The organism is Paracoccus salipaludis, from assembly GCF_002287065.1.
In the GTDB taxonomy this organism is placed as follows: Bacteria; Pseudomonadota; Alphaproteobacteria; order Rhodobacterales; family Rhodobacteraceae; genus Paracoccus; species Paracoccus salipaludis.
Map to the genome: position 1 here is coordinate 40059 of NZ_NSJZ01000014.1, position 13449 is coordinate 53507.

At 70.1% G+C, this 13449-nt stretch carries 15 protein-coding genes; 2 read left to right on the forward strand and 13 right to left on the reverse strand.

Annotated features, from left to right (window positions below; all coding sequences use genetic code 11):
* Positions 1–101: 101 nt before the first annotated feature.
* The 8 genes from rplQ to CK240_RS13715 form a co-directional block, all read right to left on the reverse strand.
* Positions 102–527, reverse strand: coding sequence for a 50S ribosomal protein L17 (rplQ, locus tag CK240_RS13680; RefSeq protein ID WP_095640899.1), 426 nt, complete (start codon positions 525–527; stop codon positions 102–104).
* Positions 528–688: 161 nt separating this feature from the next.
* Positions 689–1705 carry a DNA-directed RNA polymerase subunit alpha gene (locus CK240_RS13685; protein WP_095640900.1) on the reverse strand — a complete coding sequence of 339 codons (1017 nt, stop codon included), beginning with the start codon at positions 1703–1705 and terminating at the stop codon, positions 689–691.
* Between the two features lie 118 nt (positions 1706–1823).
* Positions 1824–2213: a 30S ribosomal protein S11 gene (gene rpsK, locus CK240_RS13690; RefSeq protein WP_095640901.1), complete on the reverse strand. Its 390-nt coding sequence runs from the start codon at positions 2211–2213 to the stop codon at positions 1824–1826.
* A 15-nt stretch (positions 2214–2228) separates the two neighbouring features.
* Positions 2229–2597, reverse strand: a complete 369-nt coding sequence (rpsM, locus tag CK240_RS13695) for a 30S ribosomal protein S13 (RefSeq protein WP_095640902.1) — start codon at positions 2595–2597, stop codon at positions 2229–2231.
* A 151-nt stretch (positions 2598–2748) separates the two neighbouring features.
* Positions 2749–3441, reverse strand: coding sequence for an adenylate kinase (locus CK240_RS13700; RefSeq protein ID WP_095640903.1), 693 nt, complete (start codon positions 3439–3441; stop codon positions 2749–2751).
* A 24-nt stretch (positions 3442–3465) separates the two neighbouring features.
* Positions 3466–4836, reverse strand: a complete 1371-nt coding sequence (secY, locus tag CK240_RS13705) for a preprotein translocase subunit SecY (RefSeq protein ID WP_095640904.1) — start codon at positions 4834–4836, stop codon at positions 3466–3468.
* Between the two features lie 141 nt (positions 4837–4977).
* Positions 4978–5469, reverse strand: coding sequence for a 50S ribosomal protein L15 (gene rplO, locus CK240_RS13710; protein WP_095640905.1), 492 nt, complete (start codon positions 5467–5469; stop codon positions 4978–4980).
* A gap of 174 nt (positions 5470–5643) precedes the next feature.
* A complete protein-coding gene (locus tag CK240_RS13715; RefSeq protein WP_095640906.1) occupies positions 5644–6459 on the reverse strand; it encodes a CoA transferase in 816 nt (271 codons plus the stop codon).
* Positions 6460–6579: 120 nt separating this feature from the next.
* Between CK240_RS13715 and CK240_RS13720 the strand changes: the two genes are divergently transcribed.
* Positions 6580–7329 (forward strand): SDR family oxidoreductase, encoded by a 750-nt coding sequence (locus CK240_RS13720; RefSeq protein WP_095640907.1) that lies wholly within the window; start codon positions 6580–6582, stop codon positions 7327–7329.
* A 1-nt stretch (position 7330) separates the two neighbouring features.
* Complete coding sequence (locus CK240_RS13725; RefSeq protein WP_095640908.1) at positions 7331–8236, forward strand: 2-dehydro-3-deoxygalactonokinase; 906 nt, start codon at positions 7331–7333, stop codon at positions 8234–8236.
* A 238-nt stretch (positions 8237–8474) separates the two neighbouring features.
* On the opposite strand, the gene CK240_RS13730 is transcribed toward CK240_RS13725, so the two are convergent.
* The 5 genes from CK240_RS13730 to CK240_RS13750 form a co-directional block, all read right to left on the reverse strand.
* Positions 8475–9209: an SDR family oxidoreductase gene (locus tag CK240_RS13730; RefSeq protein ID WP_095640909.1), complete on the reverse strand. Its 735-nt coding sequence runs from the start codon at positions 9207–9209 to the stop codon at positions 8475–8477.
* The gene (locus tag CK240_RS13735) at positions 9206–9901 is read right to left on the reverse strand and encodes a GntR family transcriptional regulator (RefSeq protein WP_205957843.1); all 696 of its coding nucleotides are present in this window, start codon (positions 9899–9901) and stop codon (positions 9206–9208) included. Before CK240_RS13735 ends, CK240_RS13730 begins: the two co-directional genes overlap by 4 nt.
* Positions 9902–9966: 65 nt before the next feature.
* The gene (denD, locus tag CK240_RS13740) at positions 9967–10938 is read right to left on the reverse strand and encodes a D-erythronate dehydrogenase (protein WP_095640911.1); all 972 of its coding nucleotides are present in this window, start codon (positions 10936–10938) and stop codon (positions 9967–9969) included.
* Positions 10939–10994: 56 nt separating this feature from the next.
* Complete coding sequence (locus tag CK240_RS13745) at positions 10995–12137, reverse strand: fumarylacetoacetate hydrolase family protein (protein ID WP_095640912.1); 1143 nt, start codon at positions 12135–12137, stop codon at positions 10995–10997.
* A 65-nt stretch (positions 12138–12202) separates the two neighbouring features.
* On the reverse strand, positions 12203–13441 hold the full coding sequence (locus tag CK240_RS13750; protein WP_095640913.1) for an SMP-30/gluconolactonase/LRE family protein: 1239 nt from the start codon (positions 13439–13441) through the stop codon (positions 12203–12205).
* Positions 13442–13449: the final 8 nt, after the last annotated feature.

Genomic DNA, 13449 nt, shown 5'->3' on the forward strand with positions numbered 1-13449 from the left:
GTTAGTTTTCGGTGAACGGAAATACTAAATAACCCGCGCAGCGAGGCTGCGCGGGTTATTTAATGACGTAGCGTCAGGGTGACGCCAAGGGGAATGTGGCCTCAGGCCGAAAGGTCGGCGTTCGCTTCGGCTTCCAGGCGGGCGCGGTCGGCCGCACCCTTGGCCGAGGTGTCGCGGTCCACGAACTCGATGATCGCCATGGGCGCCATGTCGCCATAACGGAAGCCGGCCTTCAGGACGCGGACATAGCCGCCCTGGCGGTTGGCGTAGCGGGGGCCCAGCACGTCGAACAGGCGCGCGACAAGCATGTCCTGCTTGAGCTGCGCGGCGGCCTGGCGGCGGGCATGCAGGTCGCCCCGCTTGGCCAGCGTGATCAGCTTCTCGATGATCGGGCGCAGTTCCTTGGCCTTGGGCAGGGTCGTCTTGATCTGCTCGTGCTCGATCAGCGAGCCGGCCATGTTGGCGAACAGCGCCTTGCGGTGTTCGTGGGTGCGGTTCAGGCGGCGGTAGCCACGGGCGTGACGCATGATGATTCTCCGTTTACGTCTTTTGCTTTGTCCGGCAGCCCATGCGTGCGGGCCGCTCTCCTTGGGGCGGGATTGCCCGGTCTTGCGGGGGCACGGCGCCTGCTCACCTCATGCACATCCGGTGCACAGGCGATGCAGGCGGGGCCGCGCCCCCGGATTTCTCAGAACTGGTCGTCGAAGCGCTTGGCCAGGTCCTCGATGTTCTCCGGCGGCCAGTCCACCACGTCCATGCCGAGATGCAGGCCCATGCCCGAAAGCACTTCCTTGATCTCGTTGAGCGACTTGCGGCCGAAGTTCGGGGTCCGCAGCATCTCGGCCTCGGTCTTCTGGATCAGGTCGCCGATATAGACGATGTTGTCGTTCTTGAGGCAGTTGGCCGAACGGACCGAAAGCTCCAGCTCGTCCACCTTCTTCAGCAGGCGCGGGTCGAACTCGAGCCCGTCCTCGGCATCCGCGCTGCGGGCCGATTCGGGTTCCTCGAAGTTCACGAAGACCGACAGCTGGTCCTGCAGGATGCGCGCGGCATAGGCCACGGCGTCCTCGGGGGTCAGCGAGCCGTCGGTTTCCACGCGCATGGTCAGCTTGTCATAGTCCAGCACCTGGCCCTCGCGGGTGGGCGTGACTTCGTAGCTGACGCGCTTGACCGGCGAGAAGATGGCGTCGATCGGGATCAGGCCGATGGGCGCGTCCTCGGGACGGTTCTTGTCGGCGGCGACATAGCCTTTGCCGATGGCGACCGTCAGTTCCATGTTCAGCTCGGCGCCTTCGTCGAGGTGGCAGATCACATGGTCGCGGTTCAGCACGGTGATGCCCGCGGTTTCCGAGATCTGGCCGGCCTTGACCTCGCCCGGGCCCTTGGCGGACAGCGTCAGGCGCTTGGGCCCGTCCACGTCCATCTTGAGCGTGACGCCCTTGAGGTTCAGCACGATGTCGGTCACGTCCTCGCGCACGCCGGGGACGGACGAGAACTCGTGCAGGACGTTGTCGATCTGCACGCTGGTGATGGCCGCGCCCTGCAGCGAGGACATCAGCACGCGGCGCAGGGCGTTGCCCAGCGTCAGGCCGAAGCCCCGTTCCAGCGGCTCGGCGACCAGGGTGGCCACGCGGGCCCAATCGCCGCCCGGCCGGATGTCCAGCTGCGCGGGCTTGATCAGCTCGGCCCAGTTCTTGTGGATCATGCGATTTCCTCCATTCCTGTTTCCGGCCCCATGACCAGCCGCCGGAAACGCCCGAGGTAAAATGCGAAAGCCGTCCCGCGCCGACATGTGCGGCGCGGGACGGGTCAATGTGGGGTCGTCAGACGCGCCGGCGCTTGGGCGGACGGACGCCGTTGTGGGCGATCGGCGTCACGTCGCGGATCGCGGTGATGTTGAAGCCGACGGCGGCCAGCGCGCGCAGCGCCGATTCGCGGCCCGAGCCGGGGCCCTGGACCTCGACCTCGATGGTGCGCATGCCGTGTTCCTGCGCCTTGCGGCCGGCATCCTCGGCGGCCATCTGGGCGGCATAGGGGGTCGACTTGCGCGAGCCCTTGAAGCCCATCGTGCCGGCCGACGACCAGGCGATGGCGTTGCCCTGCACGTCCGAGATCAGGATCTTGGTGTTGTTGAACGACGAGTTCACATGCGCCACGCCGGTGGCGATGTTCTTGCGTTCCTTGCGCTTCATGCGCGTCTTGTCGCGTGCCATGAGTCTCGCCCTCCCTTACTTCTTCTTGCCGGCGATGGGTTTCGCCGGGCCCTTGCGGGTGCGGGCGTTGGTGTGGGTGCGCTGGCCGCGCACGGGCAGGCCGCGGCGGTGGCGCAGGCCACGGTAGGAACCCAGGTCCATCAGGCGCTTGATGTTCATCTGCGTTTCGCGGCGCAGGTCGCCTTCGACGGTCAGGTTGGCGTCGATGTATTCGCGGATCTGCAGGACTTCGGCGTCCGACAGGTCGTTCACGCGGCGCGCGCGGTCGATGCCGACCGCCTCGCAGATCTGTTCGGCATTCAGCGGGCCGATGCCGTGGATATATTGCAGCGCGATGGGAACGCGCTTTCCGGTCGGGATGTTGACGCCAGCGATACGGGCCAAGTCCGTGGTCCTTTTATGTTGCGCTTCCGTAGCGCCGGAAGCTTTTTTCACAACCAATGGCCCGCGGCATCGCGCCGTCGGGCCATCGCTTCACCCCGAATGGGTGATTCTCGAATGAGATGCCTGCGGTTAATGGATCACGGGCGGTCCGTCAACCGCCGGCAGCCCGCGCGCCGCCCGCCGAAGCCAGCCCGAGGCCATCGACGATCGCCGCCACCTGGGCGCCGACGTCCTCCATGGCGGCCATGCCGTCCACGGGCGCAAGGGTCTTCTTGGCGTAATAGTAGCCGACCAGCGGCGAGGTCTTCTTGTAGTATTCCATCAGCCGCGTCTTGAGGCTTTCGGCATTGTCGTCCGCCCGGCGGCGCAGGTCCGTCGAGCCGCAGACGTCGCAGATGCCATCCTTCGCGGTGGGCTTGGTGCGGTCGTGGTAGACCTCGCCGCAGCTGCCGCAGGTGAAGCGGCCGCTGATGCGGTCCACGAGCGCCTCGTCATCGACCTGCATCTCGATCACCGCGTCGATCCCGCGGCCCATGCCCGACAGCAGATCCTCCAGCGCGTCGGCCTGGGGCAGCGTGCGCGGGAAGCCGTCGAAGATGAAGCCGGGCGCATCCACCGTGTCCAGCTTCTCGCGGATCAGTCCGATGACGATCTCGTCGGTGACAAGCTGGCCGCGGTCCATCACATCCGCGACCACCCGGCCCATCTCGGTCCCCGAACTGCGCGCTTCGCGCAGCATGTCGCCGGTGGACAGCTGGACGAGGCCCCGGTCCTCGACCAGCGTGCGGGCCTGGGTTCCCTTGCCCGCCCCCGGCGGTCCCAGCAGGATGATGTTGATCGTCACGCGTCCCCCCCCTTGATGGCTTTGTCAGCGGCGGGCGGGCAGGCGGCGGGGCTTGGGCTCGCCGGCCTTGCGCTTGCCGCGCAGCTGCGACCTTTCGATCAAAGCCTCATACTGGTGGGCAAGCAAGTGGCTTTGGATCTGGTTGATCGTGTCCATCGTCACCGAAACGATGATCAGCACCGAGGTGCCGCCGAAGTAGAAGGGCACCGAGAACCAGTCGCGGATCGCCTCGGGCAGAAGGCAGACGGCGGCAAGATAGGCCGAGCCGATCACCAGCACCCGGTTGACGACATAGTCCAGGTATTCCTCGGTCCGCTTGCCGGGACGGATGCCGGGAATGAAGCCGCCCTGGTTCTTGAGGTTCTCGGCCACGTCGTCGGACTTGAAGGCCACGTTCTGGGTGTAGAAGTAGCTGAAGAAGACGATCATCGCCGCGAAGAACAGCAGGTAGAGCGGCTGGCCGGGCCCGAAATAGGCCAGGATCGTGGACATCACCGGGCCGGTCTGGTTGCCCGAGAAGGTCGAGATCGTCACCGGCAGCAGCAGAAGCGAGCTGGCGAAGATCGCCGGGATGACGCCCGCCGGGTTCACCTTCAGCGGCAGGTGGCTGGACTGGCCGTCATAGATCTTCATGCCCACCTGGCGGCGGGGATACTGGATGCGGATCTTGCGCAGCGCGCGTTCCATGAAGACCACGAAGGCCATGACCACGATCACGAGGACGATGATGCCCAGGATCACGGGGGTCGAGATCGCGCCCGAGCGCCCTTGCGCGAAGAACTGCGCCAGGTGGCCGGGGATTTCCGCCAGGATGCCGACGTAGATGATGAGGCTGATGCCGTTGCCGATGCCGCGGGCGGTGATCTGCTCGCCCAGCCACATCAGGAACATGGTGCCGCCGACCAGCGTGATGATGACCGCCGCGCGGAAGAACCAGCCCGGATCATGGGCCATGCCGCCGGCCTCGAGGCTCAGCGCGATGCCATAGGCCTGGAACAGCGCCAGCAGCACGGTGCCGTAGCGGGTGTACTGGTTGATCTTCTTGCGGCCCTGCTCGCCTTCCTTCTTCAGCTGTTCCAGCGAGGGAACCATGGCCGTCAGAAGCTGAACGATGATCGAGGCCGAGATGTAGGGCATGATGCCCAGGGCGAAGACGCCCATGCGGCCCAGCGCGCCGCCGGTGAACATCGACAGGATGCCGCCGATGCCCGCCTGCGCCTGCTCCATGAAGGTGCGCAGCGCGCCGCCGTCGATGCCGGGGACCGGGATATAGGTGCCCAGGCGATAGATGATCAGCAGACCGATGGTGAACCAGATGCGCTGGCGAAGCTCGGTCGCGCGGCCCAGCTGACCCCAGCTGAGGTTTGCGGCCATCTGTTCTGCGGCTGACGCCATGACTGCCCTCGTCTCTCGCACCGCGCATCCGCGGGCCGGATTGGAAAGCGCCGCCGGACCGTTGCCGGTGCGGCGGCGCTGGGAAAAACTCACTGCTATCTAGGCGGCGCGCCGCACCGCTTCAACAGCTTATTCGGCCGCTCACTCGGCGGTGGCGGCGTCGGGCGCGGCCACGGGACGGGTCAGCGTCAGCGAGCCGCCGGCAGCCTGGACGGCGGCCGCGGCCGAGCCCGAGGCGCCCGACAGCGTCAGGTTCAGCGCGGTGGTCAGCTGGCCCTTGCCCAGCAGGCGGACGCCGTCGCGCTTGCGCTTGGTGGCGCCGGCCGCGATCAGCGCGTCCTCGTCCACCGTCTGGCCGGCGGTCAGCTTGCCCGCATCGACCATGGCCTGCAGCTGACCCAGGTTGACCACGGCGAATTCCAGCCGGTTCGGCTTCGAGAAGCCGCGCTTCGGCAGGCGGCGGTACAGCGGCATCTGGCCGCCTTCGTAGCCGTTCAGCGCCACGCCCGAACGCGAGGTCTGGCCCTTGATACCACGGCCGGCGGTCTTGCCCTTGCCGGAACCCGGGCCGCGCGCCACGCGCTTCTTCTTGCGGGCGGCGCCTTCGTTGTCGCGCAGTTCATGCAGTTTCATGTCGCTATCTCCTTGGCCGGAAACGCCCCAACAGCGACAAAGGGGCGCACGCGGCGTGATGAACAGGTGAACCGCCGCAGACCCCTTGCGGGCTTGCGACGACTGGCGGCCTTTACTGCATTCCCGCTTCGGGCGCAAGACGCGGCCTGCGTCAACATCCGGCCCGGACGGCGGTCACGCCCGGAACGGCTCCAGCGGCAGGTCCCGTTCGATGGCCAGCGCGCGGCATTCCTCGGCGGTCAGCCCGGCGAAGAAGCCGGGAATGTCCCCGCCCGCGACCTCGGCCAGACGGGCCGAGAAATGCGGCTCGAGCGCGGCGCAGGCGACAAGGCCGTCGCGCAGGCGGTGGATCGCGTAGTCGGGCAGGCTGCCGTCCAGAAGCCCGCCGCCCACGGTGACGCCGTGGCGGACAGGGGCGGCGAAGCGTTCCGCCGCCTGCCGCAGCCCGACGGCGGCATGGCGCTGCGGGCGGCCCCGTTCTCGCGCCAGCAGCAGGATGACGGCGGCGCGCGCCGCGGCTTCGGCCCCGGCCATGTCGGCGATCACCGTGCGCGGCATCCGCCCGTCCAGCAGACCGGCCGCCGCCTGATAGGTCAGGTCGTGGCCGGGCACGTCGGGGGCGTCCTCGTCGCCCACGATCTCGACCCAGGCAAGACGCGGGTTGACCGCCGCAAGGGCCGGCACGGTGATCCCCAGCCGGGCCAGCGCGGCGCGGCGGTGGCTGGAGATCAGCAGGTCCGCGCCCGCCAGCAGCTCGCGGAACCGCGCCTGCCCCGGGGCGGAGCGCAGGTCCACCGTCTCGACCCGCGCGGCGCGGTTCAGTTCGGCATACCACTGCGGCATCGCGTGCGCGGTCAGGTCGCCCGAGGGCGGCTCGATCTTGACCACCGCCATCCCCTGCGCCGCCAGCAGCGCGGCCGCCGCGGGGCCGGGCACGTTGGCGGCCATGCAGACGGCAGTCAGGCCGGACAGCGGCAGGTCATCGGACATGAGGGAGGCCTTTCCTTGATCGGCCGCAACTTGTCACGGCCGCGCGGCGCAAGGCAACCAAACTCGCCCTTGCGCCGCGGGGGCATCGGTGCATCCTTCGCCGCAGACAGGGGGGACGGCATGGCGGGACGGCTGGAGGGCAAGCGCATCCTCATCACGGCGGCGGGCCAGGGGATGGGGCGCGCGGCGGCGCTGGCCTGCGCGGCGGAAGGTGCGCGGGTGCTGGCGACCGACCGCGACGCGGGCCTGCTGGCGGACCTGGCCGCGCAGGGGATCGAGACGGCTGCGATGGACGTCACCGACGCCGGGGCCGTGCGGGCGGTGGTCGGGGGTGCGGGCGACCTGGACGGGCTGTTCAACTGCGCGGGCATCGTGGTGAACGGCGCGCTTGCCGACACGGACGAGGCCGAGTGGCACCAAAGCTTCGACGTGAACATCCACGCCATGTTCCACGTCACCCGCGCCGCCCTGCCGGGGCTCCTGCGGCGGGCCGGGGCGACAGGCGCGGCCTCGGTGGTCAACATGGCCTCGATGGCCTCGAGCGTGAAGGGTTTCGCGAACCGCTGCGCCTACGGGACGACCAAGGCGGCGGTGATCGGCTTCACCAAGTCCCTTGCCGCCGATTACGTCCGCGCGGGGCTGCGGGCCAATGCGCTGTGCCCCGGCACGGTGGACACGCCTTCGCTGCGCGGCCGGATCGCGGCGGCGGCGGACCCCGCCCAGGCCGAGCGCGACTTCATCGCCCGCCAGCCCATGGGGCGGCTGGCCCATGTGGACGACCTTGCGCCGATGGTGGTCTATCTGCTGTCCGACGAAAGCCGCTTCATGAGCGGGCAGGCGGTGCTGGTCGATGGCGGGGTCACGATCTGAGATGGACAGGCCCGACTGGATCGCCGTCGACTGGGGCACGAGCAGGCTGCGCGCCTGGGCCATGAGCGCCGATGGCCGCCCCGTGGCGCAGGCAGAGTCAGAGCAGGGCATGGGCGGGCTGGCGCCCGACGCCTTCGAACCCGCGCTGCTGGCGCTGGTCGGGCCCTGGCTGGACCCCGACCGCGTCACGCCCGTCGTCGCCTGCGGCATGGTGGGCGCGCGGCAGGGCTGGATCGAGGCCGCCTATCGCGCCGTCCCCTGTCCGCCGCTGGGCCCGCCCCTGACGCGGGCGCCCGCGCGCGACCCGCGCATCGCGGTGTCCATCGTGCCGGGGCTGTCGCAGGCGCGCCCCTCGGCCGACGTGATGCGGGGCGAGGAAACGCAGGTCGCGGGCGTGCTGGCCGCTGCCCCCGACTGGGACGGCGTCGTCTGCCTGCCCGGAACGCACAGCAAGTGGGCCGAGGTCTCGGCGGGCGAGGTCGTCAGCTTCCGCAGCTTCATGACGGGCGAGATGTTCGCTTGGCTGTCCACCGGCTCGGTCCTGCGGCACGGGATGGCGGGCACGGGCTGGGACGAAAGGGCCTTCGACAGCGGCGTCTCGGACGGCATGTCCCGCCCCGAGTGGCTGACCGCGCGGCTGTTCACCCTGCGGGCCGAGGGGCTGTTGGCAGGGCTGCCGCCGGACGCGGCGCGGGCGCGTCTGTCGGGCCTGCTGATCGGCACGGAACTGGCTGCGGCCAGGGCCTGGTGGCTGGGCCGCGACGTGGTGATCGTGGGCGAAGGCACGCTGGCCGGGCTTTACGCGCGGGCGCTGCGCGCGCAGGGGATCGCCGCGCGGCAGGTCGCGGCCGAGGACGCCGTGCTGGCGGGGCTGACCCGGGCGCGTGCCTTGGCGGCCGGGGCCTGAGCCGCACTCTTTTCCCCATCCTGCGCGGCAACACCCCGCCCGAAGCCCAAGCTGCAAAGGCGCCGATCGGCGCGGGCATCACGACCGTCGAGATGCCGCTGAACTCTCGCGCGCCCCTCAGGACAGCATTGCGCGACCGGCAGCCTGCTTCGGCGCGGGGCGCGTATGGGGATGGGCGGCCGACCGCGACGGGTGCGGCCGGAATCATCGCGGCCCATGGCGCCGCGATGGCGCGCGCTCAGTAGGTCGCCCGGCCCCCCGACAGGTCGAAGACCGCGCCGGTCGAGAAGGCGCAGTCCCCGGACGCGAGCCAGGCGACCATGGCCGCCGCCTCGGCCGGCTCCAGGAACCGCTTCATCGGGATCTTCGACAGCATGTAGTCGATATGCTCCTGGCTCATCTGGTCGAAGATGGGGGTGCGGGCGGCGGCAGGGGTCACGCAGTTCACCAGCACGCCGGTTTCCGCCAGTTCCTTGCCCAGCGACTTGGTCAGCGCGATGACCCCCGCCTTGGAGGCCGAGTAATGCGCCGCATTGGGGTTGCCCTCCTTGCCCGCGACCGAGGCGATGTTGACGATGCGTCCGTAGCCCCTTTCGATCATGCCGGGCACCAGCGCGCGGCAGACCACGAAGGGCGCGGTCAGGTTCACCTCCATCACCTGCCGCCAGACGGCGGGGTCGAGTTGCCAGGTCGGCGCATTGCCCCCGGTGATGCCGGCGTTGTTGACGAGGATGTCCACCGCCCCGGCCGCCTCGGCCGCGCGGGCCACGGCCTCGTCGTCGCACAGGTCCACCACGCGGGCGCGGACCGCCCCGCCGATCGCGGCCGCCGCGTCCCGGGCCGGGCCGTCCTGGATGTCCCAGATCTCGACAGCGGCGCCGCTGGCAGCCAGCCGCTCGGTGATGGCGCGGCCCAGGCCCTGGGCGCCCCCGGTCACGACGGCGCGGCGGCCGGTCAGGTCGATGCGGTTCATGTCAGCTCCTTGTCGGAGGAAAGGATGGGCAGGACCGGCGGCTCGGCCGGGGACAGCACCTGGTGCAGAAGGGCAAGCTGCACGCGGTCGGCGCGGGCGCGATGCGCGAGATGCGCCGCATGGGCGGCCGCCACGTCGCCCGACAGCACGGCGTCCAGGATCACCCGGTGCTCGGCGTCCGACGCCGTCGGCAACGGCCGATGCGGCAGGATCAGGCGGCGGCCGCGATACTGCAGGCCCCAGTATTCGCCGATGGTCCGCTGCAGGCGCGGATTGCCGCACAGCCCCACCAACGTGGAATGGAAATCGTCGTCGAGGTCCGACCAGCGGGCGATGTCGCCCTCGGCCGTGGCGCGCTCCATCCGCTGGACAAGCTGGACCAGCGCCTCGCGCGCGGCGGGCCCGGCCGGGCGCGAGGCCGCCAGCGCCACCGCCCGCACCTCGAGCGCCGAGAACACGTCAAGGATGTCGCGGAAATCCACAAGCGTCAGGTCCACCACCGTTATGCCGTGGCGGGGGCGGATGCTGACCAGCCCTTCCTCGGCCAGCCGGATCGCGGCCTCGCGCACGGGGGTGCGCGACAGGCCCAGCAGCGCGGCCAGTTCCGTTTCCAGCAGCGTGGTGCCGGGGGCGAGCCGGCCGTTCAGGATGCGATAGCGCAGGTCGTGGTAGGCCCGGTCGCGCGCGCTCATTCCCGCCGCCTGCGAGGGCACCGAACGCGGCCGGGCCGCGCGGCTGATTGCGGGCCCGCCGGGCGTCATCCGGCGGCCGCGGTGTCGCGGATATGGGCCCGGATGATGTCCTGGAAGCTCGCGTCGGCGTCAAAGCCGAACGCGCGCGCGCGGGCGGGATCGAAGTTGCGGGGCCAGCCCGCGACGATGGCCCGGATGGTGGCGTCGGGCTCGCGCCGGATCAGGGCCACGGCCTCGGGGCCCGCGACCTCGCCCAGGGCCTCGATCATCTCGCCCACGGTGACCGACAGGCCCGGCATGGTCAGGTTGCGCCGCGCCCCCAGGGTGGAGGTGTCCATCGTCGCCGCGTGCAGAAGGAGGCCGGTGGCGGCGGCGGGGCTTGCGACCCAGTGGCGCACGTCGTCGTCCACCGGCAGGACGGCGGGGGTCCCCGCCAGAGGCTCGCGGATGATGCCCGAAAAGAAGCCCGAGGCCGCCTTGTTGGGCTTGCCGGGGCGCACGACGATGGTGGGCAGGCGGATGCCCACGCCGTCGAAGATGCCGCGGCGGGAGTAATCGTTGAGCAGAAGCTCTCCGATCATCTTCTGGGTGCCGTAGCTGGTCATGGGGGCGGTCAGGAACTCGTCCCCGATCGCCTCGGGGAAGGGCGCGCCGAAGACCGCGATGGACGATGTATACACCACGCGCGGGAGATAATCGCCCAAGGCGCGGATCGCCTCGAACAGGTTGCGCGTGCCGTCCAGGTTGATGCGGTAGCCCTTGTCGAAATCCGCCTCCGCCTCGCCCGAGACGATGGCGGCGAGATGGAAGATGACCTCGGGGCGGTCGGCCACCAAGGCCCGGACGGTTTCGGCGTCCGAGATATCGCCCGTCCGGCTCTCGACCTTCGTGCGGCCGGTGCCGTGAAGATCGGCGGGCACCACGTCGAACAGCGTCAGCATCTCGACCGGCTGCCCGCCCAGTTCGCCATCCGCCAGCAGCCGCGCCGCCAGGTTGCGGCCGACCATGCCCGCCCCGCCCAGGACCAGAACCTTCATGCGCCTTCCTCCACTCTCCTCCGCCCGTGTATACGTTACAGGCGGCACGGTGGGTTTCAAGCGCCCAGAAGGCCCCGCCCGGCCAGGTTCCGCATCAGCGCCGCCGCGCCGAAGTCCCAGGGCGCGCAGTCGGTGGACAGCCGCACGGTGTTGACCAGTGCGCCCAAGCCGGGCTCGGCGATGGTCACAACGTCGCCCGCGTGATGGGTGAAGCCCTGTCCGGCCGCGTCCCGGTCCTGGGTCGGCGCAAAGAGCGTGCCCAGATACAGCATGAAGCCGTCGGGATACTGGTGGTGCCGCCCGACCGCCTGCGCCACCAGGTCCGCCGGGTCGCGGCTGATCTGCGCCATGGACGAGGCGCCTTCCAGCACAAAGCCGTCCTGCCCTTCCACCCGCAGCGTCAGTTCGGCCCGGCGCACGTCCTCCAGCCCGTAGCCGCCGTCGAACAGCCGGATGAAGGGCCCGATGGCCGCCGAGGCGTTGTTGTCCTTGGCCTTGCCCAGAAGCAGCGCGGACCGCCCCTCGACATCGCGCAGGTTGACGTCGTTGCCCAGCGTCGCGCCCCTGATGCGGCCCCGGCTGTCCACGGCCAGCACGATCTCGGGTTCCGGGTTGTTCCAGCGGCTGATCGGGTGCAGCCCCACATCCGCGCCCCAGCCGACCGAGGCCATGGGCTGGCACTTGGTGAAGATCTCGGCGTCGGGTCCGATCCCGACCTCCAGATACTGCGACCACAGACCCTCGGCCTTGAGAATGCGCGCGACCTCGGCCGCGCGGTCCGACCCCGGCACGATCCCGCGCAGGTTGGCGCCGATGGCCTCGCCGATGCGGGCGCGGATGCCGGCGGCGAGATCGGGGTTCCCCGCCGCCTGTTCCTCGATCACGCGTTCCACCATCGAGGCGGCAAAGGTCACGCCGCTGGCCTTGATCGCCTGAAGATCGGCGGGCGAGAGCAGCCGCGCCGCATCGCCCGAGGCCCCCGTGACGGCGAAATCCGAAAGCAAGCCAAGATCGCGGCCCGCCTGCGCGTCCAGCCAGCCCGCCGGATCGTCCAGTTCCAGCAGGTCGCGCATCGTCGGCACCTCGGCCGCCGTCACATCGACCAGCCGGTCCCCCCGGCGTTCCACCAGCGCCGGGCCGGTGCCCGGCAGCCAGGCCCGACCCACGAAGCGCCCCTTTTCGGGCAATCCCAGTTCCACCACCGCGTCCTCCCTGGCGTGTTCCGGGCCGGATGCTAGTGCAGCCGCGCCCGGCGGCAAGCAGGTCAGGACGGACCGGCCCCCTGGGTGGCGGTGTGGACGGCATAAAGCGACTGGCTGGCGGCCATGAACAGCACGTTCCGCTTGGGCCCGCCGAAGCAGATGTTGCCGCAAACCTCGGGCAGGCGGATGCGGCCCAGCAGGTTGCCTTCGGGCGACCAGACCGTCACGCCGTTGTAGCCGACCGCGCGGCCCGCGTTGCTGGACGCCCACAGGTTGCCGTTCACGTCGCAGCGCAGCCCGTCGGGGGCGCATTTCACCCCGTCCACCATGCAGTCGCTGAAAACGCGCGGGTTCGACAGCGCGCCGCCGGCCACGTCATAGACGAAGATCTCGCCCGTGCCGCCCTGCCCGTTGTCGCCCGGCCCCGCCCCGGTGCTGGCGACGTAAAGCCGCGCATGGTCGGGCGAGAAGCACAGCCCGTTCGGGTTCGCCACCTGGTCCTGGGTGCCGACACGGGTGATCGCGCCGTCCGGGGCCATGCGGTAGATGCCGTGGTCCATCTCGCGCACGGCCTCGCCGATCTCGGGCGGCTGGCCCAGGCGGTTGTTCAGCCGGCCCTCGGGGTTCGAGCGGCCGCCGGGCGCATCCGGCGCGCCCTCGTAAAGCTGGCCGCCATAGGGGGGGTCGGTGAACCAGACGCTGCCGTCCTGATGCTCGACCACGTCATTTGGGGAATTGAAGCGCTTCCCCTCGAAACGGTCGGCCAGGATGGTGATCGAGCCGTCCAGTTCATAGCGCACGACCCGCCGCGTCAGGTGCTCGCAGGACAGTTGCCGCCCCTGCCGGTCGAAGCTGTTGCCGTTCGAGTTGTTGGAGGGCGCCCGGAAGACGCTGACATGGCCGTCGTCCTCGAGCCAGCGCATCTGGCGGTTGTTGGGGATGTCCGACCAGACGAGGAACTTGCCGACGCCGTTCCAGGCCGGCCCCTCGGCCCACAGCGCCCCGGTCCAGAGCCGCCGGATCGGCGCGTTCGGCTGGGCGAGCCCGTTGAACGAGGGGTCCACGGCGATCACGTCGGGGTCCCAGAAGTAGACGTTCGGGGGCGCGTCGGGTGCGAAGCTGCGCGGGGGCGTGGTGACGGTGCTGGGCGGCTCGGGCGTTGTGGCGGCCTGCGCCAGCACCACCTGCGGCGCGACCATCGCCGCCGCGGCGCCAAGGCCGATGCTGCGCAGCGACTGGCGCCGGCTCATCCCCTGGGGGGGCGCCGCATGGGGCAGGGCAGGATCTTCGTGGATCAGCATCGTCGCCT